This is a genomic window from Pseudomonas coleopterorum (assembly GCF_900105555.1).
Lineage (GTDB): Bacteria > Pseudomonadota > Gammaproteobacteria > Pseudomonadales > Pseudomonadaceae > Aquipseudomonas > Aquipseudomonas coleopterorum.
On sequence record NZ_FNTZ01000001.1, the window covers coordinates 2752864 to 2775458 of the forward strand.

General features: G+C 61.3%; 30 protein-coding genes. 19 read left to right on the plus strand and 11 right to left on the minus strand.

Features of this window, described 5'->3' with window-relative positions:
- The first annotated feature begins 11 nt into the window (after positions 1-11).
- The 5 genes from BLV18_RS12180 (at position 12) to BLV18_RS12200 (ending at position 2018) form a co-directional block, all read left to right on the plus strand.
- Complete coding sequence (locus BLV18_RS12180) at positions 12-323, plus strand: hypothetical protein (RefSeq protein WP_090358833.1); 312 nt, start codon at positions 12-14, stop codon at positions 321-323.
- A gap of 60 nt (positions 324-383) precedes the next feature.
- Complete coding sequence (locus tag BLV18_RS12185; protein ID WP_090358835.1) at positions 384-710, plus strand: XkdD/Y8K6 family phage-associated protein; 327 nt, start codon at positions 384-386, stop codon at positions 708-710.
- Positions 707-955, plus strand: coding sequence for a hypothetical protein (locus BLV18_RS12190; RefSeq protein ID WP_090358837.1), 249 nt, complete (start codon positions 707-709; stop codon positions 953-955). Before BLV18_RS12185 ends, BLV18_RS12190 begins: the two co-directional genes overlap by 4 nt.
- A 95-nt stretch (positions 956-1050) precedes the next feature.
- On the plus strand, positions 1051-1296 hold the full coding sequence (locus tag BLV18_RS12195) for a hypothetical protein (RefSeq protein ID WP_090358839.1): 246 nt from the start codon (positions 1051-1053) through the stop codon (positions 1294-1296).
- Positions 1293-2018, plus strand: coding sequence for a hypothetical protein (locus tag BLV18_RS12200; RefSeq protein WP_090358841.1), 726 nt, complete (start codon positions 1293-1295; stop codon positions 2016-2018). The genes BLV18_RS12195 and BLV18_RS12200 overlap by 4 nt, the downstream gene beginning before the upstream one ends.
- On the opposite strand, the gene BLV18_RS22390 is transcribed toward BLV18_RS12200, so the two are convergent.
- Entirely contained in the window at positions 2015-2185 is a 171-nt protein-coding gene (locus tag BLV18_RS22390; protein WP_167375943.1) for a hypothetical protein, read from the minus strand. The two genes, BLV18_RS12200 and BLV18_RS22390, sit on opposite strands and share 4 nt — an antisense overlap.
- A 77-nt stretch (positions 2186-2262) precedes the next feature.
- Here BLV18_RS22390 and BLV18_RS22395 point away from each other — a divergent pair, with 77 nt between their 5' ends.
- The 6 genes from BLV18_RS22395 (at position 2263) to BLV18_RS12225 (ending at position 4979) form a co-directional block, all read left to right on the plus strand.
- On the plus strand, positions 2263-2421 hold the full coding sequence (locus BLV18_RS22395; RefSeq protein ID WP_167375898.1) for a hypothetical protein: 159 nt from the start codon (positions 2263-2265) through the stop codon (positions 2419-2421).
- Between the two features lie 154 nt (positions 2422-2575).
- Positions 2576-2998: a hypothetical protein gene (locus BLV18_RS12205; protein WP_090358843.1), complete on the plus strand. Its 423-nt coding sequence runs from the start codon at positions 2576-2578 to the stop codon at positions 2996-2998.
- Entirely contained in the window at positions 2998-3411 is a 414-nt protein-coding gene (locus BLV18_RS12210; protein ID WP_090358845.1) for a phage protein NinX family protein, read from the plus strand. The genes BLV18_RS12205 and BLV18_RS12210 overlap by 1 nt, the downstream gene beginning before the upstream one ends.
- Positions 3408-3866, plus strand: a complete 459-nt coding sequence (locus tag BLV18_RS12215) for a hypothetical protein (protein WP_090358847.1) — start codon at positions 3408-3410, stop codon at positions 3864-3866. Before BLV18_RS12210 ends, BLV18_RS12215 begins: the two co-directional genes overlap by 4 nt.
- A 55-nt stretch (positions 3867-3921) precedes the next feature.
- Complete coding sequence (locus BLV18_RS12220; protein WP_090358849.1) at positions 3922-4662, plus strand: metallophosphoesterase; 741 nt, start codon at positions 3922-3924, stop codon at positions 4660-4662.
- Between the two features lie 35 nt (positions 4663-4697).
- Positions 4698-4979, plus strand: a complete 282-nt coding sequence (locus tag BLV18_RS12225; RefSeq protein ID WP_090358851.1) for a pyocin activator PrtN family protein — start codon at positions 4698-4700, stop codon at positions 4977-4979.
- Here BLV18_RS12225 and BLV18_RS12230 read toward each other — a convergent pair.
- A complete protein-coding gene (locus BLV18_RS12230) occupies positions 4962-6092 on the minus strand; it encodes a site-specific integrase (protein WP_090358853.1) in 1131 nt (376 codons plus the stop codon). The genes BLV18_RS12225 and BLV18_RS12230 overlap by 18 nt on opposite strands.
- A gap of 97 nt (positions 6093-6189) precedes the next feature.
- Here BLV18_RS12230 and dusA point away from each other — a divergent pair, with 97 nt between their 5' ends.
- Positions 6190-7200, plus strand: coding sequence for a tRNA dihydrouridine(20/20a) synthase DusA (gene dusA / locus BLV18_RS12235; protein ID WP_090358856.1), 1011 nt, complete (start codon positions 6190-6192; stop codon positions 7198-7200).
- A gap of 180 nt (positions 7201-7380) precedes the next feature.
- Positions 7381-8310: a transaldolase gene (gene tal / locus BLV18_RS12240; protein WP_049859975.1), complete on the plus strand. Its 930-nt coding sequence runs from the start codon at positions 7381-7383 to the stop codon at positions 8308-8310.
- Between the two features lie 74 nt (positions 8311-8384).
- Here tal and rssC read toward each other — a convergent pair whose 3' ends face one another.
- Positions 8385-8867 (minus strand): anti-sigma factor antagonist RssC, encoded by a 483-nt coding sequence (rssC, locus tag BLV18_RS12245; protein WP_043190372.1) that lies wholly within the window; start codon positions 8865-8867, stop codon positions 8385-8387.
- On the minus strand, positions 8864-10048 hold the full coding sequence (gene rssB, locus BLV18_RS12250) for a two-component system response regulator RssB (RefSeq protein WP_090358858.1): 1185 nt from the start codon (positions 10046-10048) through the stop codon (positions 8864-8866). The genes rssC and rssB overlap by 4 nt, the downstream gene beginning before the upstream one ends.
- Positions 10049-10335: 287 nt before the next feature.
- On the opposite strand from rssB, the gene BLV18_RS12255 reads away from it, so the two are divergent.
- Entirely contained in the window at positions 10336-10638 is a 303-nt protein-coding gene (locus BLV18_RS12255) for a PilZ domain-containing protein (protein WP_082223604.1), read from the plus strand.
- A gap of 55 nt (positions 10639-10693) precedes the next feature.
- Here the strand turns inward: BLV18_RS12255 and BLV18_RS12260 are convergent, their stop codons facing one another.
- Complete coding sequence (locus BLV18_RS12260; protein WP_049859972.1) at positions 10694-11395, minus strand: MlaA family lipoprotein; 702 nt, start codon at positions 11393-11395, stop codon at positions 10694-10696.
- 272 nt (positions 11396-11667) lie between these two features.
- Between BLV18_RS12260 and BLV18_RS12265 the strand changes: the two genes are divergently transcribed.
- The gene (locus BLV18_RS12265) at positions 11668-11931 is read left to right on the plus strand and encodes a DUF4404 family protein (protein ID WP_049859971.1); all 264 of its coding nucleotides are present in this window, start codon (positions 11668-11670) and stop codon (positions 11929-11931) included.
- A gap of 49 nt (positions 11932-11980) precedes the next feature.
- On the opposite strand, the gene queF is transcribed toward BLV18_RS12265, so the two are convergent.
- The 4 genes from queF to BLV18_RS12285 all read right to left on the minus strand — a co-directional run bounded on the left by queF (position 11981) and on the right by BLV18_RS12285 (position 16129).
- Positions 11981-12811, minus strand: a complete 831-nt coding sequence (queF, locus tag BLV18_RS12270; protein WP_090358860.1) for an NADPH-dependent 7-cyano-7-deazaguanine reductase QueF — start codon at positions 12809-12811, stop codon at positions 11981-11983.
- A gap of 103 nt (positions 12812-12914) precedes the next feature.
- Positions 12915-14159: a lipoprotein-releasing ABC transporter permease subunit gene (locus tag BLV18_RS12275; RefSeq protein WP_090358862.1), complete on the minus strand. Its 1245-nt coding sequence runs from the start codon at positions 14157-14159 to the stop codon at positions 12915-12917.
- 28 nt (positions 14160-14187) lie between these two features.
- A complete protein-coding gene (gene lolD / locus BLV18_RS12280; RefSeq protein WP_192000503.1) occupies positions 14188-14871 on the minus strand; it encodes a lipoprotein-releasing ABC transporter ATP-binding protein LolD in 684 nt (227 codons plus the stop codon).
- 7 nt (positions 14872-14878) lie between these two features.
- Entirely contained in the window at positions 14879-16129 is a 1251-nt protein-coding gene (locus tag BLV18_RS12285; protein ID WP_056842306.1) for a lipoprotein-releasing ABC transporter permease subunit, read from the minus strand.
- Between the two features lie 95 nt (positions 16130-16224).
- Between BLV18_RS12285 and BLV18_RS12290 the strand changes: the two genes are divergently transcribed.
- Together BLV18_RS12290 and BLV18_RS12295 are read left to right on the plus strand one after the other, a co-directional pair.
- On the plus strand, positions 16225-16812 hold the full coding sequence (locus tag BLV18_RS12290; RefSeq protein WP_056842305.1) for a PilZ domain-containing protein: 588 nt from the start codon (positions 16225-16227) through the stop codon (positions 16810-16812).
- Positions 16813-16838: 26 nt separating this feature from the next.
- Positions 16839-17561, plus strand: a complete 723-nt coding sequence (locus tag BLV18_RS12295) for a glycerophosphodiester phosphodiesterase (RefSeq protein WP_090358866.1) — start codon at positions 16839-16841, stop codon at positions 17559-17561.
- A 42-nt stretch (positions 17562-17603) separates the two neighbouring features.
- On the opposite strand, the gene sthA is transcribed toward BLV18_RS12295, so the two are convergent.
- Together sthA and ptrR are read right to left on the minus strand one after the other, a co-directional pair.
- Positions 17604-18998: a Si-specific NAD(P)(+) transhydrogenase gene (gene sthA, locus BLV18_RS12300; RefSeq protein WP_049859964.1), complete on the minus strand. Its 1395-nt coding sequence runs from the start codon at positions 18996-18998 to the stop codon at positions 17604-17606.
- Positions 18999-19221: 223 nt separating this feature from the next.
- The gene (gene ptrR / locus BLV18_RS12305) at positions 19222-20133 is read right to left on the minus strand and encodes a putrescine utilization regulator PtrR (protein WP_090358869.1); all 912 of its coding nucleotides are present in this window, start codon (positions 20131-20133) and stop codon (positions 19222-19224) included.
- A 100-nt stretch (positions 20134-20233) separates the two neighbouring features.
- Between ptrR and BLV18_RS12310 the strand changes: the two genes are divergently transcribed.
- Together BLV18_RS12310 and BLV18_RS12315 are read left to right on the plus strand one after the other, a co-directional pair.
- On the plus strand, positions 20234-21607 hold the full coding sequence (locus BLV18_RS12310) for an aldehyde dehydrogenase family protein (protein WP_090358871.1): 1374 nt from the start codon (positions 20234-20236) through the stop codon (positions 21605-21607).
- Between the two features lie 68 nt (positions 21608-21675).
- On the plus strand, positions 21676-22542 hold the full coding sequence (locus BLV18_RS12315) for a pirin family protein (protein WP_090358873.1): 867 nt from the start codon (positions 21676-21678) through the stop codon (positions 22540-22542).
- Positions 22543-22595 lie beyond the last annotated feature (53 nt).

Consider the following 22595-nt stretch of genomic DNA (forward strand, 5'->3'; position numbering starts at 1 on the left):
GGAGCCTTGTGATGGGTATGACACAGAAAGAGCGGGACCAGCGCCGGCACGACAAGGCGGCCAGGCTGCGGGAAGAGGATCTGCGGCTGAAGGTCCGGCCAGGCACAAAGCAGGCGCTGGCCGAGCTGATGCAGTGGGCGGGCATTGAGGAACAGGGCGAGGCGCTGACCTTGATGATTCATCATCTCCACCGCATAGGGCCTGAACGGGCCTTGGAAATGCTTCAGCTGCCTCCGCGCCACAAATATGTGATTCCTGAAAACGTGGCGCGCAAATTAGAAATCGCCTACCAGCGCGAAGCACTGCGCATCTGCAACGAATAACCCCACCCCTATTTGCCACTCACCGAGATATCGGAGGGCGGCGCATATCTGGAGATTGCCATGCACACCCGAGAAGAATGGCTTGTTGATCGCCAGGACTACATGATTTGCGTCGAGCGCGACGGCGATTACTTTGAGATCGCCAGCCTGGGCGCCATGGATCACAACGGCATCAAGCCCGTGATTGGCGATGAGACCTGGTCCAACGCGTACCTGATGCGCTCGGCTCCCCAGCTGCTGGCGGCGCTCGAAGAAATGCTCGGCAAGGCCTACAAGCAGAACTGGAACGACCAGTATCCGCAGTTGGTCGATAATGCTGAAAAGGTGATCAAGCTGGCCAAGGCTGGCTATCCGAGCGCGTGTGACGGTGATGAGGTGATTGAATGAGCGGCAACCGAAAGTACCTCGGCCGTATGGACCACGGCCTGACCGACTGTGGTCGCATTGTGATGAGCCGCTGGGATCAGCCGGAGCGCGCCGACAATGCCGCAGACCTAGGCAGGTTCATCAACGACCTGCGACGCAGCGGGTTCACCCATTCCTCTACCGAACGATACGAGGGCGACTCAATGCCCGACTGGGTTGGTCAGTCCAAGTGCAACGACCTGAACTGTGCCTGCCAGAAGTTCTGACCTCGCACAGCAATCTGGCCTGAAAGGCCGACCCTCCCCCACCTTCACCTATCACGCTGAACGCCTCGGCAGGCGGGCGGCTGTCTGGAGTATCCATGAACATCTATCGGCACACGTTCAAGGCCACCTGCCCTTCGGACGGAGACACGATCATCTACAGCCTGGAAATTCGCTCTTTGGCCGTGGTGATGGTCGAGCACATCCGGACCGCTACGGCGCTGATCAAATCCGGCTATCACGAGCGCATCGCAGATGAACTGGCAGAGCGCCTCGGCGGTGATCAAACCATCAAGGCTGTGCACCAAGGCGTCGAGATCGAAACGGTGAGGCTGAGCGGATGATCCACTACCACGGTACCCCGGTCGGGGGCACCCGGCAGGATGGGGCTAGGTTCCTTGCTGGTCGTCACGCACTGGTGCCCTTCCCGCGCCAAGACGACGTAGGCATAGTCGCTGAGGTTTGCCAATCGTTCGTTTTCGACAACGGCGCCTTCTCGATCTGGAACAAGGGCGGCACGCTCGACGTCGACGGCTATACCCGCTGGGTTGAGGACTGGCACCGCCACCCAGGCTTCGACTGGGCGTTGATCCCCGATGTGATCGATGGGAATGAAGCGGCGAACGATGCGTTGCTCGCAGCGTGGCCAAGGGCGCTGCGCGGCGTGCCAGTGTGGCATCTGCACGAATCGCTCGAGCGCTTGCAACGGCTCGCCAGCGAGTGGCCGATGGTGGCCTTCGGCAGTTCAGGGCAATGGCGGTGGCCTGGTACCGCGGCTTGGTGGAAGCGCATGGCAGCGGCCATGGACGCCATCTGCGACGACCAAGGCCGGCCGGCCTGCCGCCTGCACGGGCTGCGCATGCTCGACCCAGCTATCTTCCAGCACCTGCCATTCGCCTCGGCCGATTCCACCAACGCCGCGGTCAATGGTGGAAGCATCAGCCGTTTTGGGATGTATGCCCCGCCTACCGCCGGCCAGCGAGCCTGTGTGATCGCCGACAGAATCGAAGCCCACAACAGTTCACCAGTCTGGCAGCGCGAGTCTCAGGTCGAGATGACGCTTTAGAGCACTTCTTTCCATACAACGGAATCAGGATATTCGGTTTTCTGAACGCGCAGCCATTTGGCCTCGCACTCCACGCACCTGTAGCCGGTAACAATATTTTCTCCACGCTCATCCGGTCCCAAGTTAATGAGTTTGGTCGTAACACCCTCTGTTTCGACTTCAGTCATACCTGCCTCACAACAAGTTCTTGGAACCATAACTAACTCCTTTGATTGAACGCCGAATATACCGGTGAGGACTGCGCATGTCTGCACAACAGAAAAAACACCCGCTCGACTTCAAGACCCAGTACGGCCTTGGCTTCAATCCGCAAGATGATGAGATCGTGGTGGACTTCTTCTGCGGTGGTGGCGGCGCCGGCATGTCCAGCACCTGCCTCGCGGATCAGGAGCATTCATCATGACCCTCCTCATCGTCCTAGCTATGTGGTTCGCCTTCGGCTGCATCATCGCCAGCCCCCTCGGCCGCTACATCGCAAGCGCCGACGTCATCGCCAAGTAACCCCTTCCCCTTCAATTCAAAGTCAGCCGCTGTAGCGGTGTGGCGGAGCTATGCCCATGGAAAATAGAACCCTTGGCCCGGACCATTATCGCTATGTCGATGAAATCGGGCCCGACGGCCTCACCGTTAGCTGCCGCCGTTACGTGGTGGTGCGCGAAAGCGAGCACTGCTACTGGATCTGCACCGAAAGCTATGAGCTGGTGGCGCGCCAGGCGATCGAGCGCGGCCGTCTGCCAAAATACCTGAAGCGAGTGCTCAAGGTGTCCAGCCGTAGATTCGCCTACCCCGACAAGAGCGAGGCGCTGCATTCCTACAAGGCGCGCAAGCAGCACCAGATTTCCCACGCTGAGCTTGCCCTTGAGCGGGCTAGAGCAGCAATTGGGTATTTCGGAAACCTGCGGGTGCCAGTCACCGAAACACCGGAGGAGACCGTGATCCCCAACCAGTACATCCAAGAGCTCAACTGGAGCGAATACTGATGACCGGCCTGATCGAGGCACAGACCAGCGCCCTGGTTGGCGCCGCCCTTGACTGGGCGGTAGCCCAGGTCGAGGGCATCGATGTCGCCATAGCCGCCCCTCACTACGGCACCGACTGGCGCGTCTACCGGACAGACACCGGCGGCAAGTACTCGCCGTCGACGGACTGGGCGGTTGGAGGGCCACTGATCGACAAGCATCAACTCACCGTCAGATCGCCACAGGCGCTTGTGCACCGTCACACGGGCTGGGAGCCGTCCGGCATTTGGTCGGCGTGCACTTGGACGAATGATGGCTACGGCGCCAGGTCCCACGGCTGGCATCAAACAAGCGCATTGATAGCCGCGTGCCGGGCGATCGTGCACAACAACCTGGGCGACACCGTGCAGGTGCCCAAGGAGTTGATACCGTGAGCGCACCTATCGAACCACAGGACTATATCTACGGTGTGAAGGTGGTGCAGATTGAGGACCTTCGGGTTGCTCGAGGGCTGACGCGCCGACCTACATCGTCATGCAAGCACAAGAAAATCGTCTACGACGATAAAGAGCGTCGGTGCTGGTGCAGCGACTGCGAGGCCGAGGTTGAGCCGTTCGACGCATTCATAGGCCTGGTGCAGGTTTTCAGCGCTGGAGCCGCCTCACTCAAACGACGGCATCTAGAACTGGCCGAAGCAGAGCAATTCCAAGTGCGCAGCAGGGCGGCCAAAGTGATGGACGAAGCATGGCGCAGTACCAAAACCGCGCCGCTATGCCCGCACTGCAACACCGCCATTCTCCCAGAAGACGTTGTAGGCGGCGTGGGCAAGGCCTCGAAGGCGCTGGTCCTCGCCGCACGCAAACGCCAAAACCCCATCAAGCCAGCCTGACCCCTTCCCTCCCATCTATGCAGCCTGCCGGTGATCGGCGGGCGAGGACTTCTGCATGCTCGAAAATATTGAGGTGGTGCGCGTGAAGCGCTTCGCCGCGAACCCTGCTGGTCGCGATTTTGCCGTGGGAGATATTCACGGCCACTTCACCCGCCTGCAAGCCGCCTTGGATTCTGCCGGCTTTGATCCTGCCGTGGATCGACTGTTCAGCGTGGGCGACCTGGTTGACCGTGGCCCGGAGTGCCGCGATGTACTTGAGTGGCTAGCAAGGCCATGGTTTCACCCGGTTCGGGGCAATCACGACGACTACGTGTGCCGCTTTGACACCTGCGACGCGGAAAACTGGGTCTACAACGGCGGCGCCTGGTTTGCCGGGTTGGCCTGGGATGAACAGCGTGAGTTCGCCGTCCAGTTCAGAGAGCTGCCTGTCGCCATTGAGGTCGAGACAGTCGGCGGCCTGATCGGCATCGTGCATGCCGACTGCGTTTTTGATACGTGGGCCGAGATGCGAAAGGAGCTGGAAGCGCCGGAGAGTAACAAACGGCTGAAGCTGGTGCAGAACACGTGCATGTGGTCGCGCAGCCGGGTCGAGAACTTCGACACCGCCCCTGTCACGGACATGCGCGCGGTAGTGGTGGGTCACACGCCGATGAAGCGGCCAGCGGTCCTGGGCAACGTTTACCACATCGACACCGCCGGCTGGATGCCGGACCGAGGCTACTTCACGCTTTTGAACCTGCATACCCTCGAAACCATTCCCGCTACCCGCCCGGCACTCAGCCAGGACTGGGATTAACCCCTTCTGCCGCCAAGCGCGGCACGGAGCACCACATGAATACCAAGTTTCTCCTGATGGCCCAGTACAACGGCATGGCCATCATTCCGCTCGAACGGGTGTGCACGGACTACTTCAGCCACCTCACTCCTGAGAAGATGAAGATTAAGGTGGCGGCAGGCGAAATCGACCTGCCGTTGATCCGCATGGAGAGCAGTCAGAAAGCGGCGCGCGGTGTGCACCTCAACGACTTGGCCGACTACTTGGACGCCCAGCACCTGAAAGCCAAAACCGAGCACGGTAAGTTGATGGGCAAAGGCCTACGACGCGTTTCGTGACTTCCTCTTCTGGGCCTCGATCACGGGGCCCGATATTATCCCCTCCAGCATCGGCCATCCTTCATACGGATCGCCATTCCCCCGCAGGTGCGTATAGCGCCTCATCGAGTTCCAATCCCGGTGGCCAGACACAGAGGCGACCTTCGGGATATCCCACCCCATTTCGAACAACCGACTGATGCCGTCGTGGCGAAGGTCGTGAAAATGCAGGTCTTCGATTTCCAGAAAGCTGCAGGCCCGCGTGAACGCTGTTGATATTGACTTGGCGTTGTACGGGAAGACCTCGGCAGCGACTTTCGGCATGGACTGCATGATGCGCCATGCCTCGTCGGGCAAATGGCACCAGACGTCGTTGCCATGCTTCTGGCCAGGATTCTTCATATCGGTGATCAGCACCGACTGACGCTTCTCGTCGATGCCATCCCAGCGGATCCGCGTGATTTCTTCCTGGCGACGGGTGGAGAACAGCGCGAAGGCGATCACCCGGACCATATCGATTTCCTGCTGCCGTGCTTCGCGCTTCCTGACGAAGAAGTCGATGAGGCGCTCGAGCTCATCGATGGTGGGACGTCGATCACGCTCGCCGCTCTTGGACACAGCACCCATCTTGCGCAGCACCCGGCGCGCATCCGGCATTGCCATGGGGTCGATGTCATACCCCCATGCAGGACGAGCGACGGACAGAACTGATCCAAGGTGCGCCAGGTCGTTACCAACGGTCTGCGGCAGCACGCCATCTTCCTGCATTCGTCGGTTCGCATATTCGACCAGAACTTGGCTGGTGAGCGCCGCGTCCTCAATATCGCCCAGCCATGTGTTGCCGATTGCAAGCAGGGTTCCGCTTTTGGTCTTGCCGAGAGGCCGGATCTTTCCGTATTCGAGCAGATACTTCTCAATCATTTTCTTGACGGTCACCCCCTGACGCTTTGATTTCTCGATAGCCCCTGGCTGCGCCATCTCGGTTTCGATCTTCTTCATCCAGGCCTGAGCCGTCGCCTTGCGATCGAAGGTCTGGGTTTCCTGATAGACTGTCACGCCCTTTTGCATGATGCGGACCTGCGCGTGATACGCGGTCGAGCCGTCCTTGCGCTTGCGGACTGAAATAGAGCCCATTTTGCTGAAACCTCCAACTGTCTTGCTGAATTTCAGCAAAGGGTTTTGGAGAATAAGCAAAAACGGTAGTAAATGGTAGAGAATGAGAGATAGCAGAATGTCGACCGGAGCCGCAGAAACAAAGCCATCCCCAGCAGATACGGTGGTGAGGAGATTTTCTGTCGCGCCGATGATGGATTGGACCGACCGCCACTGTCGCTACTTCCTGCGCCTGCTCTCGCGTCACACCCTGCTCTACACCGAAATGGTCACCACCGGCGCCCTGCTCAATGGCGACCACGAGCGTTTCCTGCGCTACGACGAGGCCGAGCATCCGATTGCGCTGCAGTTGGGCGGCAGCACGCCTGCCGACTTGGCGGCGTGTGCACGCATGGCGCAGGCGCACGGGTACGACGAGGTCAATCTGAATGTGGGTTGCCCCAGTGATCGTGTGCAGAACAACATGATCGGGGCATGCCTGATGGCGCATCCGGCGCTGGTGGCCGACTGCGTCAAGGCCATGCGCGATGCGGTGTCGATTCCGGTCACGGTCAAGCACCGCATCGGGATCAATGGCCGCGACAGTTATGAAGCGTTGTGCGATTTCGTCGGGCAGGTGCGGGAGGCTGGCTGTCGCAGTTTCACCGTGCACGCGCGCATCGCCATTCTCGAAGGGCTGTCGCCCAAGGAGAACCGCGACATTCCGCCGTTGCGCTATGACGTTGCCGAGCGCCTCAAGACGGATTTTCCCGACCTGGAAGTGATCCTCAATGGCGGCATCAAGACCCTGGAAGATTGTGCCGAGCACTTGCAGACGTTCGACGGAGTGATGCTGGGACGCGAGGCCTACCACAACCCCTACCTCTTGGCGCAGGTCGACCAGCAGTTGTTCGGCAGCGACGCACCAGTGATCAGTCGTTTCGATGCGTTGCGGCAGATGCGTCCGTACATTGCCGCACATATCGCTTCGGGCGGTGCCATGCACCACGTCACGCGGCACATGCTGGGCCTGGGCACCGGGTTTCCCGGCGCACGCAAATTTCGCCAACTGCTGTCGGTGGACATCCACAAGACCAATGATCCGCTGGCGCTGCTCGATCAGGCCGGAGCGCTGCTCGAAGGTCGCTGATCGCTGGGCGGTGCGCCAGGGCCTGGCGAGGAGCGCATACTCGATCCATTGAACCGTCGCGCGGCAAGACACTCGAATGTAGGTCTACTACCGCCCTTTCCCCTGCTGCACCCCGTTGGCCCTTGAGCCAGACGCAGCGCTCGGGTAACGTCATCCATTCGCAAAGGACAGAGCACGCACATGACTTCCAAGCTGGAACAACTCAAGCAAATGACCACCGTCGTCGCCGACACCGGCGACTTCGACGCCATCTCCAAACTCAAGCCGGTCGACGCCACCACCAACCCGTCGCTGCTGCTCAAGGCAGCCTCCCTGGACGGTTACAAGGACCTGCTGCAAAAGACCATCAGCGACAGCAACGGTGACGTCGGCCTGGCCTCGGACACCTTCGCGGTCGCCGTGGGCACCGGCATTCTCAAAGCCATCCCGGGCCGTATTTCCACCGAAGTGGACGCGCGCCTGTCCTTCGACGAGCAGGCTCTGCTGGCCAAGGCCAGCCAGATCATCGACCTGTACGAAAAGGCCGGCGTGGGTCGCGAGCGCGTCCTGATCAAACTAGCCTCCACCTGGGAAGGCATCCGCGCCGCCGAGAAGCTGGAAAAAGCCGGCATCCAGTGCAACCTGACGCTACTGTTCTCCTTCGCTCAGGCACAGGCCTGTGCCGATGCCGGCGTGTTCCTGATTTCGCCGTTCGTGGGTCGCATCTACGACTGGTACAAGAAGTCCACCGGCCAGGAATACACCGGTGCCGAAGATCCAGGCGTGCAGTCGGTAACCCGCATCTACAACTACTACAAGGCCAACGGCTACGACACCGTGGTCATGGGCGCCAGCTTCCGCAACATCAACCAAATCGAACAACTGGCCGGTTGCGATCGCCTGACCATCAGCCCGGAGCTGCTGCACAAGCTGGCGGAAGATGAAGGCACTCTGGAGCGCAAGCTCAAGCCTGGCAATGCCAGCGAGCCGAAGCAGATCCTGACCGAGGCTCAGTTCCGTTGGGCATCGAACGAAGACGCAATGGCCACCGAAAAACTCGCCGAAGGCATTCGTCAGTTTGCGCGTGACCAGGAGAAGCTGGAAACCCTGCTCACCGCCAAGGTCTCCTGATTCAGTACGGCGACACATGAAAAAGGCGACCGCAAGGTCGCCTTTTTTGTGGCCGGAAGAACTGCCTGGAAGTCTCAGCTGCGCTCGAGGGCGTTGACCAGGTCATGGAAGGCTTCACGGTTGGACTCGTTCAGGCCCATGAGAATCTTGTGCGCCTCTAGCACCTTGGATCTTACGACATCTTCGGAAAGGTCCTGCGAGGGCAGATCGGTAAGGCAGTCGGGGCACGGAATAGGACGGCCAACGATGTTGAACACCTGATCGAACCCCATGGACTGCAACAGGCGCGTGATGTCCTCGTGGGTCGTCACCACGGTCGGCAGCAATCCAACTTTTTGTCGGGACATGATCGACAGCTTGGCCAACAAGCCCAAGGTGGTGCTGTCGATGCTGCGGGTTTCGGTCAGGTCGATGACGATGGCAGAGAAATCCAGAGCGGTGAAGATCCGCTCGATCGTCGCATCCAGCGCCGAGCAAAGCGTCAGGCGCACCTCTCCCACGAATTTCAACACGAACGTGCCGCTTTGTTCCGCAAACTGGATTCTACCAGTACTCATGCAAGGTTCCTGCTCAGCACCATCAGGGCGATATCATCCGGCATCTCCCCAAGTGTGGCCAGTCCAAACGTTTGCCGCAAGCCATCCAGGCTGCCGCCCGCTGCGCTGACGATTTCAGGCAATGCAGCTTCTTTTTCCTTCAGCGTCTCACCCGGCAGCAGGTCCAGTATCCCATCGGAAAACAGGGTAAGACTGAACTGCTCCGGCAACGCCATGACGTGATCGGTGTAGGTGGCTTCGTTGAACAGGCCGACCGGTAGACCGCGCCCTTCCAGGTAATGCGTCCGTTCAGGGGTGTACAACACGGGAAGCGGCAGATGGCCGCCTATGCTGTAGGTCAGCAACCCGGTGTGCTCGTCGATCACGCCGCCGACCATGGTGACATGCTTGCCCAGGCGGGTGTTGATCAGACCACGATTGATATGGCCCAGCACGTCCGACGGCTTGAACTCGGGCATCGAACCACCGCGCCGTGATTCGAACATGAGGCGCGTGGTCATGAATTTCAACAGCACCGTGACGAATGCCGATGAAGCGCCATGGCCCGAGACATCGGCCAGATAGAACGCCACGCGATGCTCGTCGACCCTGAAGTAATCGACGAAGTCCCCCGACAGGTACAACGACGGGATGATCTGGTGCTCGAAACTGAACCCGTCGGTGCTCCAGGGGTTCTGCGGCAGCATGTTCATCTGCACCTGGCGGCCGGCGGTCTGGTCCTCCTGCAACAGGTGCAGGCTGGCCTCCAGTTCACGGTTGGCCGTTTCCAGCTTCTCGCGATAGCGCCGGTTCTCCAGCAACAACCGGGAGCGATCCAGTGCGCGCCGAACCGAATGCTCCAGAACGGCCAGGTCTTCCAGAGGTTTGATCAGGTAGTCGGCAGCGCCCAGACGCAGTGCTTCGACGGCGTCGTTCATCACACCGGCACCGGACAACACAATGACGGGGATATCAGGCGACAGCTCGGTCACCTGGCGAATCAGGTCCAGGCCACCGACCTGCGGCATGCGCAGGTCGCAGATGACCAGATCGGGCTGCTGTTGCTCGAATACCTGAAGGCCCTGCAGGCCATTGTTCGCCTGCAGCACGCTGAAGCTGCTGTCTTCGAGGTAGGCCGCAAGGCTTGCGCGCACCACATCGTCGTCATCGATGATCAGCAGCGTTGCACTGGTTTTCTGCATGTGGGCAAACGGCGCCAGAAATTGGTTGTCGTAAGTAGGTCAGCGAAGTAAAACCTGGCGAAGACAGCAATGGATCGCCTACCTTTACTTCTAGCCTCTCGCAGAGGCGAATACAAGCGCTGGGTGCCCTGCGCATGCGGATGCAGAGGTGCCTTGTAAGGCGCAGACGGTACTCCCATCCGGCAAGCGTTTCAAGGGTGTTGCGACACGAGCCAGAGCGGCTCGCCCGGCAAATTACCCTTGGTTATAAAAACGTCAATAATAGCAACCAGATCGAAGGACAAGCCATGAGCGTCAATGATCGTGACTACAGTGAGAAACGTGATTTCATCCGCATGACCGTGGATGCCCAGGTCGACCTTCGGGTTGGCGACGTTGTAGTTCCCGCCGTATGCAAGGATCTTTCGAGCACCGGTATGCAGCTGGAAGCCCGCACCCAGTTGCGGGTCGGGGATCAGGTCAGCGTCCATCTGCCCTCGAATCACCCTACCCTCACCGACCTCAATGTTCAGGCCGAAGTGATACGCGTGGAAGATTCGGGGCACGAAGGCGCGCAGACCATAGGCCTGCATACGCTCAGCATGGAGTGAATGCAGGGCATGAAAAAGGCGACCCTCGGGTCGCCTTTTTCATGCCTGGTTACAATTAAAAATCGTCTTCCACCTGGCCATCTTTGACGCGGAACTCGCGGTTCTGCAGATAGGCATTGCGCAGGAAGATGTACTTGTCGCCGTTGATGAGCTTTTCCGCCGACAACAGGCTGGCGCGGGTATCGACCACGTTCACGCCCAGTGTCGTGTTGCGGGTCGGTACATGGTCGATGTAGCGGTACGGCGAGGTGTAGGTGTCGGGATACTTGGCGAACGCATCGCGGACGGTGCTTGGGCCCAGCAGGGGCAGAACCACGTAAGGACCGCTGCTCACGCCCCAGTAGCCCAGGGTCTGGCCGAAATCTTCGTCGCTGCGCTGCAGGCCCATCTTGGTGCCCACATCGAAGAAGCCGAACAGGCCGAAGGTGGTGTTGAAGATCAAGCGCGCCGTATCGGTACCGGCCGCCGCAGGCTTGAGCTGCATGACGTTGTTGGCCAGGTTGCCGACATCGCCGATGTTGCTGAACACGTTATGGATGCCGTCTTCCAGAAACTGCGGGGTGATCCACTGGTAGCCCTGAGCCAGAGGCTTGAGTGCATAGGTGTCCAGGGTGTCGTTGACCCGGAAGATCGCACGGTTGACCGGCTCCCATGGATCTTCTTCCGCAGCCTGGGCGACCATGGGGGCCACGGCAAGTCCAAGGAGCAGACAGGCTCCAGCCACTCGGTCTATCACAGCTGAACCGGTCAGACGCATACAGGTTACTCCTTGAGATACGATTCGGTCGCAGGCGACCGTCCAAAAATTTGTGAGCCAGTATAAGGCGTCCAGACCCGATTAGGCAGTGCACTTGCGATCGTGGGTGGATGCCAGGTTCTGAACGTACCCATGCCAGACTTCCGGGTTGCCCTCAAGTTCACTCGCGGATGGGTTTGCAACCCTGCCAACTGAGAATCAGACAGGGTCGATACGGACCTTTGCGCACCGGGTGCGGTCCATGTAAGTGCCTATCACTCAAGGAGAACGTCATGCCAGCCCGCGAATTGCAAGAACAGCTCGATGAACTGCGCGAGCAACTGGACAAGAACCAGACGCTGTCGCTCGAGGAGCGCGAAGACATGCGCGCCTTGATGGAACAGATCAAGGCGCGCATGGAACTGGAAAACGCCACCGCCGACAACTCGGTCGCCGACAACGTGAACCTGGCCGTGGAGCGATTCGAAGTCGATCACCCAGGCGTGGCCGGCGCGTTGCGCAACATTGTCCAGACCCTCGGCAACATCGGCATCTGAGAACGTCACCCCTACAGCCGCCGTTCCCAGCGGCTGTTGAATCGCCGCGTTACTGGCGCACGAGTCGGCCGTTGGTAAAATCCAGTGCTTCGGTGCTGCGGTAGGGGTTGATGTCCAGGCCGCCGCGCCGCACATAGCGGGCGAACACGGTCAGCTTCTGCGGCTGCAACAGCCGCTGCAGATCAGTGAAGATCCGCTCCACGCACTGCTCGTGGAAATCCGAATGCTGGCGAAAGCTGACCAGGTAGGCCAGCACGCTGGCAGGGTCCAGCGCAGCGCCGGTGTAGGTAATACACACACTGCCCCAGTCTGGTTGACTGGTGACCGGGCAGTTGGACCGCAGCAGATGGCTGTGCAGGGACTCCTCGACAATCCTGGCCGGATCGCAACGCAGCAGTTCCGGCTGCGGGTGATCGTAGCTGCTGACCGTGATATCCAGATCATCGATGCACACCCCCGGCAGGCTGACCACGCCCTCGGCCTCCACTTCCTCCAGCCGCCGTACCTTGACGCCCACCGGCTTGCCGGCTGCGCCGGACAGGTCCTGCACCAGCACCTTCTCAAGCGCGTCCACCGAGGCGAATGGCGTCTGGTTCAACGAGTTCAGGTACAGCTTGAACGACTTGGATTCGATGATGTTCGGCGAATCTGCCGGAATGCTGAACTCGCCGATGGCCACCACCGGTTTGCCCGAAGGCAGCAGCCAGGAAAGCTCGAAGCAGTTCCATACATCCACACCCGTATAGGGCAGCGTGTCGGCGCTCAGGCCCAGCTCGGCCCATTTTGCGGCGCGAGGAATGGGAAACAGCAAGGAGGGGGTGTAGGTGGAAACGTACTCGCTGGACTTGCCCAGCGGGGAATGTTCGGCTGCGGGGTGCATGACATAAACCTGACTGAATGAACGGCATCAGTCTAGCGAATTTGCCGCCGCCCTGCATGGCAACGGTGGCGCGGTCACAGGACCGCGCCACCGTTGCCATGGCTCATTCGTAACGCAAGGCGTGCGCAGGCTCGATCTGCGAGGCCCGATAGGCAGGATAGAGGGTCGCGAGAAAGCTCAGCACCAGCCCAGCCCCGCAGATCAGCATGACATCGCCTGCCTGCAGCTCCGATGGCAGGTTGCTGATGAAGTACACGTCCGAGGTGAAGATGTGCTGCCCAGTGACGCGCTCCAGCCAGCCGACGATGGTGCTGACGTTGATCGCAGCGATCACGCCCAGCACGCCCCCGATCACCGTACCGGCGACGCCGATCACCGTGCCCTGGACCATGAAGATGCCCATGATCTGCCGCGGCGTGGCGCCGATGGTGCGCAGGATGGCGATATCCGCGCCCTTGTCGTTCACTACCATGATCAAGGTGGCAATGATGTTGAACGCCGCCACCGCGACGATCATCAGCAACAGCAGCCCGATCATGGTCTTCTCCATCTTCATCGCGCTGAACAGGCTGCCCTGGGTGTGGGTCCAGTCGTCGGCCTTGTAGCCCGTGCCCAGGCCCTTGACGATGGCGGCGCTGACTTCAGGGGCCGTGTACAGGTCTTTCAGCTTGAGCCGCACGCTCTGCACCTGACCCGGCTGCCAGCGCTGCATCTCGGCCGCATCCGCCGCGTTGATCAGGCCCATGGAGCCGTCCAGTTCGGCACCGACCTTGAACACGCCAACCACGTTCAAGCGCTGCATGCGCGGGGTGATGCCACCGGGTGCAGTGCTGACTTCCGGCACGATGAGGGTGATCTTGTCGCCCACGTTCAAGCGGAAGCGCCTGGCCGTGATCTCGCCGATTACAACGCCGAACTCACCGGGCTTGAGGTCGTCCAGACGCCCCTGGACGATGTGATCGGCGACGATCGACACTTCGCCTTCGCGAGCCGGATCGACACCGCTGATCTGGATCGGCTGCATCATGCCCTTGTACGAGAGCATGCCGTCGAGTTCGGTGAACGGCACGGCCGCCAGGACCTCGGGGTTTTTCATGGCTGCGGCAGCCACCGGCCGCCAGTCGTCCAGCGGTTTCACGCCCTGGATCATGGCATGAGGCACCATGCCCAGAATGCGTGTGCTCATTTCGCGCTGGAAGCCGTTCATCACCGACAGCACCACGATCATCGCGAGCACGCCCAGGGCGAGGCCGATCATCGACGTCATGGAGATGAACGAAATGAAGTTCTTGCGACGCTTGGCGCGGGTGTAGCGCAAGCCGACGAAGATTGACAAGGGTCTGAACATGCAGAGGTAACCCGTTAGAAAAAAAAAGCTAGATCGGCACCAGACGGCCATCTTCCAGGCGCAGCACGCGGTCCATCTGTCGTGCCAGGTTCAGATCGTGGGTGACCACCAGAAACGCGGTGCGCAGCGATACGCTGAGTTCGAGCATCAGGTCCTGAATGCCTTGCGCCGTGTGGTGGTCGAGGTTGCCGGTGGGCTCGTCGAGCATGACAAGGCCAGGCGTGTTCACCAGGGCACGGGCAATCGCCACGCGCTGACGCTCACCCCCCGACAGCTCGGCAGGCTTGTGCTGCAACCGATGGCCCAGGCCGACACGCTCCAGCAACGCGGTAGCACGCTGCCTGGCCTCGGGGATCGCAGTCTTGCCGATCAGCAGCGGCATGCAGACGTTTTCCAGCGCGGTGAATTCGGGCAACAGGTGGTGGAACTGGTAGACGAATCCCAGAGCGCGGTTGCGCAGCAGGCCACGGGCCCGCTCGTTCAACGCCGAGAGCTCTTCCCCGGCCAGCCAGACACTCCCGCGGCTGGGCGTATCGAGCCCGCCGAGCATGTTGAGCAAGGTGCTCTTGCCCGAGCCGGAACTGCCGACGATGGCCACTCGCTCACCGGCGTGCAGCTCCAGTTGCAGATTGTCCAGCACCACCACGGATTCCGGGCCTTCCTCGTAGGACTTGCCCAGATTGCGACAACTCAATACTGCTTGTTCACTCATGCCCGACTCACTCATAACGTAACGCCTCCGCCGGCTGGGTACGCGCAGCGCGCCAGGCCGGATACAGGGTGGCGAGGAAACTCAGGACCAACGCCGCGCCGCAGACCATGAACACATCGTTGGCCATGAGTTGCGACGGCAGGTAATCGATGAAGTAGACATCGGCGTTGAGAAACTTGTGGCCGATGGCCTTTTCCAGCAAGGCAATGGCGGCGCTCACGTTCAAGGCCGCGAGAATGCCGACAGCGGCGCCGATCAAGGTGCCGACCACGCCGATCACCGTGCCCTGGACCATGAAGATGCGCATGATCTGCCCCGGCGTCGAGCCCAGGGTGCGCAGAATGGCGATGTCGCCCTTCTTGTCGTTGACCACCATCACCAGTGTGGAAATGATGTTGAACGCGGCCACGGCGACGATCAGCAGCAACAGCAGGCCGATCATGGCTTTTTCCATGCCGATGGCCTGATAGAGATTGCCGTGGGTGCGGGTCCAGTCGCGGGCATAGTAGGTCTGGTCGCCCAGTTGCTGGGCGATCTGCCAGGACACGCGTGGCGCCTGGAACAGGTCCTCGAACTTCAGACGCAAGCCTTGCACCTCGCCGGCTTTCCAGCGGTGCAGCTTGCCCAGGTCTTCGAGGTTGGCCAGGCCCAGGTAGCCGTCCAGCTCGCCGGCACCGACGTGGAAGATGCCGGTCACGGTGAAACGCTTCATGCGCGGGAACATGCCGGCCGGAGTGACGGTGACTTCCGGTGCCACGAAGGTCACCTTGTCGCCGACACCGACGCCCAGCTTGGTCGCGGCCTTGTCGCCGATCATCAGGCCGAATTCGCCGGGTCTGAGGTCATCGACCCTGCCCTGCTTGACGAAGGCGTCGATGATCGAGACGTTGTGCTCCTGGGCAGGATCGATGCCATTGAGCAGAATCTTCTGGACCTGCCCATCATGGGTCAGCAAACCCTGCATCTGAGTGAACGGCGCGACCGCCGCCACCTGCGGATTCTGCCGAACCTGCGCGGCCAGGGCTGGCCAGTCGGCGATGGGCTGGCCGGATTCGACGGTAGCGTGGGGGACCATGCCCAGCACGCGGGTACGCATCTCGTGATCGAAGCCGTTCATCACCGACAGCACGACGATCATCACGACCACGCCCAGGGCGAGACCGATCATCGAGGTGAGGGAAATGAACGACACGAAATGATTGCGTCGCTTGGCACGGGTGTAGCGCGCGCCAATGAAAACGAAAAGAGGTCTGAACATGTCGGGGCTTGTTCGGGTGAAAGAGGAGACGTCCTGCTGGCAGGGCGTGACGAGCAGCTTTACACTCGGACCATCGCCTCTACCCCGGGTTCGTCATGACGACATCAGATGAAGAAGATCGCCGCGAATACTATCGCATCGATGACCGCATCGCACTGGAAATCACCATACTCCCGGAGGTCGAGACGGCAGGTGAAGACATGTTGCAGGATGCGTCACCACTGTTCGACCTGCTTGGTGAAATGCACCTGGCCGAGTTCGAAACCCAGCACCTGCTGCGCCAGCTAAGCGAAACCAACCGCGCCGTGGAGGCTGTGCTCAAGGCGCAGAACCGGCGCATCGACCTGCTCGGCCAACTGGTCGCGCAGACCCTGCTGGAGCGTATCGGCGAACCTCGCCCGGTGGTGCTGTCCGAAGGTGGCCTGGCGTTCTTCCAGCAGCAGCCGATGACCGAGCGCACACGCCTGACCCTGCGTATTGCGCTGATGCCCCAGGCGCTCGGCCTGTCGCTCAAGGCAAGCGTCACCAGTTGCACTGCCGTGGGTGATGACCAGTTCGAGATCGGTACCCAGTTCATCGACATCAGCGACGCCCAGCGTCAATTGCTGGCCCGCTACATCCTGCACAGACAGCAACTGCAACGCCGCCAGGCGCGCGAGCGGCAAGCCCCGGCAATCGATTGACCCACACATTCATTCAAGGAGCGAACGTGACGCTTATCTACGGCCATCGCGGCGCCAAGGGCGAAGCCCCGGAAAATACCCTCGTCAGTTTCAAGCAATGCCTCGAACACGGGGTGCGTCGATGCGAACTGGACCTGCATCTGTCCCGAGACGGCGAGTTGATGGTCATTCATGACCCGACCCTCAAGCGCACCACCGGGCGCGGCGGCAAGGTCGTCGAGCACGATGCCCAGGCGCTGGTCACCTATGACGCGCGCAAGGGCGGCCCGGGCTGGGTGTCGCCCTGCCCCATTCCACACTTGGAGGAGCTGTTCCAGGCATGCCCGTTCGAGCACTGGCAGCTGGAGGTCAAGAGCGCGTCGCGCACCCGCGCGGCGACCACCGTGCTGGCCATCCGCGAACTGGCGCAGCGCATGAACCTCCTGGACCGCATCACCATCACCTCAAGCTCGCGGGAAGTGCTGCGCGCGGCCCTGGAATTGACACCGGACGTGGCGCGCGGTCTGGTGGCCGAATATGCCTGGCTCGACCCGATCAAGGTCGCGCAGAGCTATGGCTGCGAAATGCTCGCGCTCAACTGGACGCTGTGCACCCCCGAGCGCCTGCTCAAGGCGCAGCGCCAGGGTTTGCATGTGTCGGTATGGACGGTCAACGAGCCTGCGCTGATGCGCAGACTCGCCGGCTTCGGCGTGGACAGCCTGATTACAGACTTTCCCGGTTTGGCCAGCGCCACCCTCGGGAATCGCTGAAATCGGTCTCCCCGGCCGGCTCAGGCCACCGGCCGGAGCCGCTCAAAAAAGCCGGTTGAGGCCGTCGTAGGCGGCCACTCGATAGGCTTCGGCCATGGTCGGGTAGTTGAAGGTGGTGTTGACGAAGTACTTCAGGGTATTGAGCTCACCGGGCTGGTTCATGATCGCCTGGCCGATGTGCACGATCTCCGATGCCTGGTCGCCGAAGCAATGCACGCCCAGTACCTGCAGGGTCTCGCGGTGGAACAGGATCTTCAGCATGCCCACCGGCTCGCCGGAAATCTGCGCGCGGGCCATGCCCTTGAAGAACGCCTTGCCCACTTCGTAGGGCACCTTGGCCTGGGTCAGCTCATGCTCGTTCTTGCCGATCGAGCTGATCTCGGGAATGGTGTAGATCCCGGTGGGCACATCGTTGACGAAGCGCCAGCTGCCGTTGTCGACCACGCTGCCGGCCGCCGAACGGCCCTGGTCATGGGCGGCACTGGCCAGACTCGGCCAGCCGATCACGTCGCCCGCACCGTAGATCGTCGGCACCGAGGTGCGATACGCCTCGTCGACACTGATCTGGCCGCGGCCGTTGACCTTGATGCCGATGTTCTCAAGGCCCAGACGGTCGGTGTTGCCGGTACGGCCGTTGCACCAGAGCAAGGCGTCGGCCTTGATCTTCTTGCCTGACTTGAGGTGCAGCACCACGCCGTTTTCCAGGCCCTCGACCTTCTCGTATTCCTCGTTGTGCCGCACCATCACGTTGTTGTTGCTGAAGTGATAGCTCAAGCCCTGGGAAATCTCGGCATCGAGGAAACTGAGCAATTGCTCGCGGTTGTCGATCAGCTCGACCAGCACGCCCAGGCCACTGAAGATCGATGCGTACTCGCAGCCGATGACTCCGGCGCCGTAGATGATCAGCTTGCGCGGCGTGTGGGTGATGCTCAGCACGGTGTCGCTGTCGTAGATGCGCGAATGGCTGAAATCGATGTCGGCAGGCCGGTAGGGGCGCGAGCCGGTGGCAATGATGACGCTCTTGGCGATGAGTTTTTCCTGCGCGCCGTTGGCGCAGATCACTTCCACCGTCTGCTCGTCGGAAAAACTGCCGGTGCCGAAGAACACGTCGACACGGTTGCGCGCGTAATAGCTGGTGCGCGACGCCACCTGCTTGGCGATCACCCGCTCGGCGCTCTTGAGTACGTCCGGGAACGAGAACCAGCGCGGCTCGCCGATGGCCCGGAACATGGGGTTGGTGTTGAACTGGATGATCTGCTTGACCGAGTGGCGCAGCGCCTTGGAAGGAATCGTACCCAGGTGGGTGCAGTTGCCGCCGACCTGGCGCCGACTGTCGACCATGGCCACCTTGCGCCCGGCCTTGGCGGCGTTCATCGCCGCCCCTTCTCCGGCGGGGCCGGAACCCAGCACCACTACGTCGTAGTTGTAGACAGCCATGCGTACTCCTTCAAATCTGGCCGGGCGCCACGGCGGCGCCTGCGGCTGGCGTGCCCTCATCAGGCATCGAAAAACATGCGGTGCATTCTATAGGAAGCGCAGGCACCGCGGATGTTCACCCTTAGTCGGCGCGTAGCCTATTTTCCGTGGCCCGCAACGTCAACGATTGCCTGCGACATTTTGCCACTCGAGCCCGGTCGCAGGCCCCTTCCGATGCATAGGATCATGCGATTGCTGCGGTGGATGCCGGGGTGCCGGATCCGGTCGCGGTTGCCAGAGCACTTTCATCGAGCAGTTCGAGCATCGCCGCCAGGTTCGGCGAGCCGGCGCCACGGCGCCAGATCAGCCAGGTGTGCAGCCAGCGAAAATCCTCGGCCAAGGTCCATACGCTGACGTTGCTGCTGCCCGGCATGCTCTCCAGCATGCTGCGCGGCATCAGTGCCAACCCCGCTCCTGCGCTGACGCAGGCGAGCATGCCGTGATAGGACTCCATCTCGAAGATCTTGCCCGGCGCGGCGCCGTCGGCGACGAACCAGTTCTCGAAATGGCGACGGTAGGAGCAGTTGGCGCGAAAGGCATAAATGGTTTCGCCATTCACGTCCTGAGGTCGTGACACCGGCGCATGGCTGCGCGCGCTGACCAGGACCATCTCCTCGTCGAACACCACCCGTCCGTCGAGCAGGGGATGACGCAGCGGTCCGTCGACGAAAGCCGCCGCCAGGCGCCCACTCAATACGCTGTCGAGCATGTCGCCCGAAGGCCCGGTGGAGAGATCCAGTTCCACCTTCGGATAGCGGTGGTGATAAGCCGCCAGCAACGGTGGAATGCGCACCGCCGCCGTACTTTCCAGCGATCCCAGCGCGAAGGAGCCCTGGGGCTCGGTACCGGACACCGCTTGGCGCGCTTCTTCGACCAGATCGAGAATGCGCCGGGTGTAATCCAGAAAGCTCCAGCCATTGGGTGACAGACGCAGACGCAGTTTCTCGCGGATGAACAGATCCACCCCCAGTTCGCTTTCCAGTTGCTTGATCCGCGTGGTCAGGTTCGACGGCACACGATGCACCCGTTGCGCTGCAGCAGCGATGCTGCCTTCCTCGGCCACCGCACGAAACAGCTCGAGCTGAGTCAGGTCCATACATTCTCCAATCGAGATGGTTTTGATTATTATTATTCAGTTTTCATGATTTAACCATCCCCGTATCGTGGCTGACATCTTCCTTTGACAGGTGAACGCCATGACCCATGCCATCTCCATGAACCCCGCCACCGGCGCCGAGCTGCAACGCTACCCGTTCGACAGCGAGGCGCAACTCGAACAGACCCTGGCCGGCAGCTTTGCCGCCTTCGAACAGTGGCGCTACGTTGCGCTGAGTGAACGTTCCGCCGTCATCGCACGCATGGGCGACGTCCTGCGCCAGATGGGCGAACCACTGGCGCAGATGATCACCCAGGAAATGGGCAAGCCCATCACCCAGGCCCGCGCCGAAGTCGAAAAGTGTGCCGGACTGTGCCATTGGTACGCTGAGCACGGCCCGGCGATGCTTGCAGCCGAAGCCACCCAAGTGCCTGGGCAGAAAGCGCGCATCGAGTACCGCCCGCTGGGGCCGGTGCTGGCGGTGATGCCATGGAATTTCCCGCTCTGGCAGGTCTTGCGCGGGGCGATTCCCGTGCTGCTGGCGGGCAATGGCTATCTGCTCAAGCACGCGCCGAACGTCATGGGCAGCGCCACCCTGCTGCGTGATGCGTTCGATCAGGCGGAACTGCCCCAAGGCCTGTTCGGTGTACTCAACGTGGAGCCAGCCGGTGTGTCGCGAGCCATCGCCGACCCGCGTGTGGCAGCCGTCACCGTGACCGGCAGCGTCGGCGCCGGCTCGGCCATCGCCGCTCAAGCGGGCGCAGCACTGAAGAAATGCGTACTGGAACTGGGCGGTTGCGACCCGTTCATCGTCCTGGCCGATGCCGACCTGGACGAAGCGGTCAAGGCTGCCCTGCTCGGCCGCTTCCAGAACACCGGTCAGGTCTGCGCCGCGGCCAAGCGCCTGATCGTCGAATCCAGCATTCTGCCGGCCTTCACCGAACGCTTCCTGGCCGCCACCCGGGCGCTGAAGGTCGGCGATCCGCAGCTCGACGACACCTACATCGGCCCCATGGCGCGTTACGATCTGCGCGACGAGCTGGATGGCCAGGTCCAGGCTTCCATCGAGCAAGGTGCCGAACTGCTGCTGGGCGGGCACAAGCTCGCCGGCGCTGGCAATTTCTACGCACCGACGGTGCTTGGCAACGTGCAGCCCGGCATGACCGCCTTCGATCAGGAACTGTTCGGCCCCGTGGCGTCCATCATCGAGGCGCGCGATGCACAGCACGCACTGGCACTGGCCAACGACAGTGAGTTCGGGCTGTCGGCAACGGTGTGGACGGCCGATGCCGAACTGATCGAATACTTCACCGAGCGCCTGGAAACCGGTGCGATCTTCATCAACGGCTACGGTGCGTCGGATGCCCGCGTGGGCTTCGGTGGCATCAAGAAGAGCGGCTTCGGACGCGAACTGTCACACTTCGGTGTGCGCGAGTTCTGCAACGCCCAGACGGTATGGCTCGATCGCCGCTGAGCTGTTCAGGCAGCGGGGTTGTGCGGCATAGTCATGCACTGCATCGTCTACCCACGCCCCGAGGCCCCATGACCCGCACCGTTCTCCAGCAGTTTCCCGCGCAGCGCGACGACATCGGTGACCTGATCACCCGTCGCCCGCTGCCGGGCCCTGGCATCGAGCACCTCGATCCCTTCCTGTTTCTCAACCATCACGGCCCGCAGACCTACCCACGCAACAACCAAGGGCTACCGTTCGGCCCCCATCCCCATCGCGGCTTCGAAACCGTCACGTTTATCCTGCAAGGCGAGCTGTCGCATCTGGACAGCGGCGGCCACGAGAGCATCATCGGTGCCGGTGGTGTGCAGTGGATGACCGCAGGTTCCGGACTGGTCCATGCCGAGCTCTCGCCGCAGTCGTTCAAGCGCGAGGGCGGCCCGCTGGAGATTCTCCAGTTGTGGGTAAACCTCCCCGCACGCCTGAAGATGACTGCCCCGGCCTATGTGGGCCTGCAAGGCGCAGACATTCCCACGATCACTGAACCTCTGGCCGAAGTCCGCCTGATTTCCGGGGAGTATGTTTCCAGTACACAGCGTTCTGAGCGCGGACCGATCGACTCGCTGACGGGTTTGTGTTTGATGACTGTGCACCTGCAACCTGGCGCCCGACTCTCGCTGCCAGCGCCGGTGGGCCATAACGTCTTTCTGTATGTGGTTGACGGCCAAGCCAGCATCGCGGGCACCGCGCTGCAGTGCCATCACCTGGTCAAACTCAGCGACACGCACGACGACGTAACCATCGAGGCCACGGCCTGCGCCACTCTGCTCTACGGCCACGGCGAACCGTTGGGCGAGCCAGTGGCCAGTTACGGACCCTTCGTGATGAATACCCGCGAAGAGATCCAGCAGGCGCTCGCCGATTATCAGGCCGGCAAGTTCGGGCACATCCAGGGCTGAGTTCGTAGCGGTTCCCTGGAGCAAAACCCCAGGGACGCGCCATACTCTGCATG

What these genes read in the sequence shown, in the direction of transcription:
- rssC (WP_043190372.1), bottom strand. Translation starts at nt 8,867, where the DNA reads ATGAGTACTGGTAGAATCCAGTTTGCGGAACAAAGCGGCACGTTCGTG.
- queF (WP_090358860.1), bottom strand. Translation starts at nt 12,811, where the DNA reads ATGCACCCCGCAGCCGAACATTCCCCGCTGGGCAAGTCCAGCGAGTAC.
- BLV18_RS12185 (WP_090358835.1), top strand. Translation starts at nt 384, where the DNA reads ATGCACACCCGAGAAGAATGGCTTGTTGATCGCCAGGACTACATGATT.
- BLV18_RS12195 (WP_090358839.1), top strand. Translation starts at nt 1,051, where the DNA reads ATGAACATCTATCGGCACACGTTCAAGGCCACCTGCCCTTCGGACGGA.
- sthA (WP_049859964.1), bottom strand. Translation starts at nt 18,998, where the DNA reads ATGGCTGTCTACAACTACGACGTAGTGGTGCTGGGTTCCGGCCCCGCC.
- BLV18_RS12255 (WP_082223604.1), top strand. Translation starts at nt 10,336, where the DNA reads ATGAGCGTCAATGATCGTGACTACAGTGAGAAACGTGATTTCATCCGC.
- BLV18_RS12285 (WP_056842306.1), bottom strand. Translation starts at nt 16,129, where the DNA reads ATGTTCAGACCTCTTTTCGTTTTCATTGGCGCGCGCTACACCCGTGCC.
- BLV18_RS12205 (WP_090358843.1), top strand. Translation starts at nt 2,576, where the DNA reads ATGGAAAATAGAACCCTTGGCCCGGACCATTATCGCTATGTCGATGAA.
- BLV18_RS22395 (WP_167375898.1), top strand. Translation starts at nt 2,263, where the DNA reads ATGTCTGCACAACAGAAAAAACACCCGCTCGACTTCAAGACCCAGTAC.
- BLV18_RS12230 (WP_090358853.1), bottom strand. Translation starts at nt 6,092, where the DNA reads ATGGGCTCTATTTCAGTCCGCAAGCGCAAGGACGGCTCGACCGCGTAT.
- BLV18_RS12220 (WP_090358849.1), top strand. Translation starts at nt 3,922, where the DNA reads ATGCTCGAAAATATTGAGGTGGTGCGCGTGAAGCGCTTCGCCGCGAAC.
- BLV18_RS12190 (WP_090358837.1), top strand. Translation starts at nt 707, where the DNA reads ATGAGCGGCAACCGAAAGTACCTCGGCCGTATGGACCACGGCCTGACC.
- BLV18_RS12310 (WP_090358871.1), top strand. Translation starts at nt 20,234, where the DNA reads ATGACCCATGCCATCTCCATGAACCCCGCCACCGGCGCCGAGCTGCAA.
- BLV18_RS22390 (WP_167375943.1), bottom strand. Translation starts at nt 2,185, where the DNA reads ATGACTGAAGTCGAAACAGAGGGTGTTACGACCAAACTCATTAACTTG.
- dusA (WP_090358856.1), top strand. Translation starts at nt 6,190, where the DNA reads ATGTCGACCGGAGCCGCAGAAACAAAGCCATCCCCAGCAGATACGGTG.
- BLV18_RS12225 (WP_090358851.1), top strand. Translation starts at nt 4,698, where the DNA reads ATGAATACCAAGTTTCTCCTGATGGCCCAGTACAACGGCATGGCCATC.
- lolD (WP_192000503.1), bottom strand. Translation starts at nt 14,871, where the DNA reads ATGAGTGAACAAGCAGTATTGAGTTGTCGCAATCTGGGCAAGTCCTAC.
- tal (WP_049859975.1), top strand. Translation starts at nt 7,381, where the DNA reads ATGACTTCCAAGCTGGAACAACTCAAGCAAATGACCACCGTCGTCGCC.
- BLV18_RS12210 (WP_090358845.1), top strand. Translation starts at nt 2,998, where the DNA reads ATGACCGGCCTGATCGAGGCACAGACCAGCGCCCTGGTTGGCGCCGCC.
- BLV18_RS12315 (WP_090358873.1), top strand. Translation starts at nt 21,676, where the DNA reads ATGACCCGCACCGTTCTCCAGCAGTTTCCCGCGCAGCGCGACGACATC.
- BLV18_RS12260 (WP_049859972.1), bottom strand. Translation starts at nt 11,395, where the DNA reads ATGCGTCTGACCGGTTCAGCTGTGATAGACCGAGTGGCTGGAGCCTGT.
- BLV18_RS12275 (WP_090358862.1), bottom strand. Translation starts at nt 14,159, where the DNA reads ATGTTCAGACCCTTGTCAATCTTCGTCGGCTTGCGCTACACCCGCGCC.
- BLV18_RS12265 (WP_049859971.1), top strand. Translation starts at nt 11,668, where the DNA reads ATGCCAGCCCGCGAATTGCAAGAACAGCTCGATGAACTGCGCGAGCAA.
- BLV18_RS12290 (WP_056842305.1), top strand. Translation starts at nt 16,225, where the DNA reads ATGACGACATCAGATGAAGAAGATCGCCGCGAATACTATCGCATCGAT.
- BLV18_RS12200 (WP_090358841.1), top strand. Translation starts at nt 1,293, where the DNA reads ATGATCCACTACCACGGTACCCCGGTCGGGGGCACCCGGCAGGATGGG.
- BLV18_RS12180 (WP_090358833.1), top strand. Translation starts at nt 12, where the DNA reads ATGGGTATGACACAGAAAGAGCGGGACCAGCGCCGGCACGACAAGGCG.
- ptrR (WP_090358869.1), bottom strand. Translation starts at nt 20,133, where the DNA reads ATGGACCTGACTCAGCTCGAGCTGTTTCGTGCGGTGGCCGAGGAAGGC.
- rssB (WP_090358858.1), bottom strand. Translation starts at nt 10,048, where the DNA reads ATGCAGAAAACCAGTGCAACGCTGCTGATCATCGATGACGACGATGTG.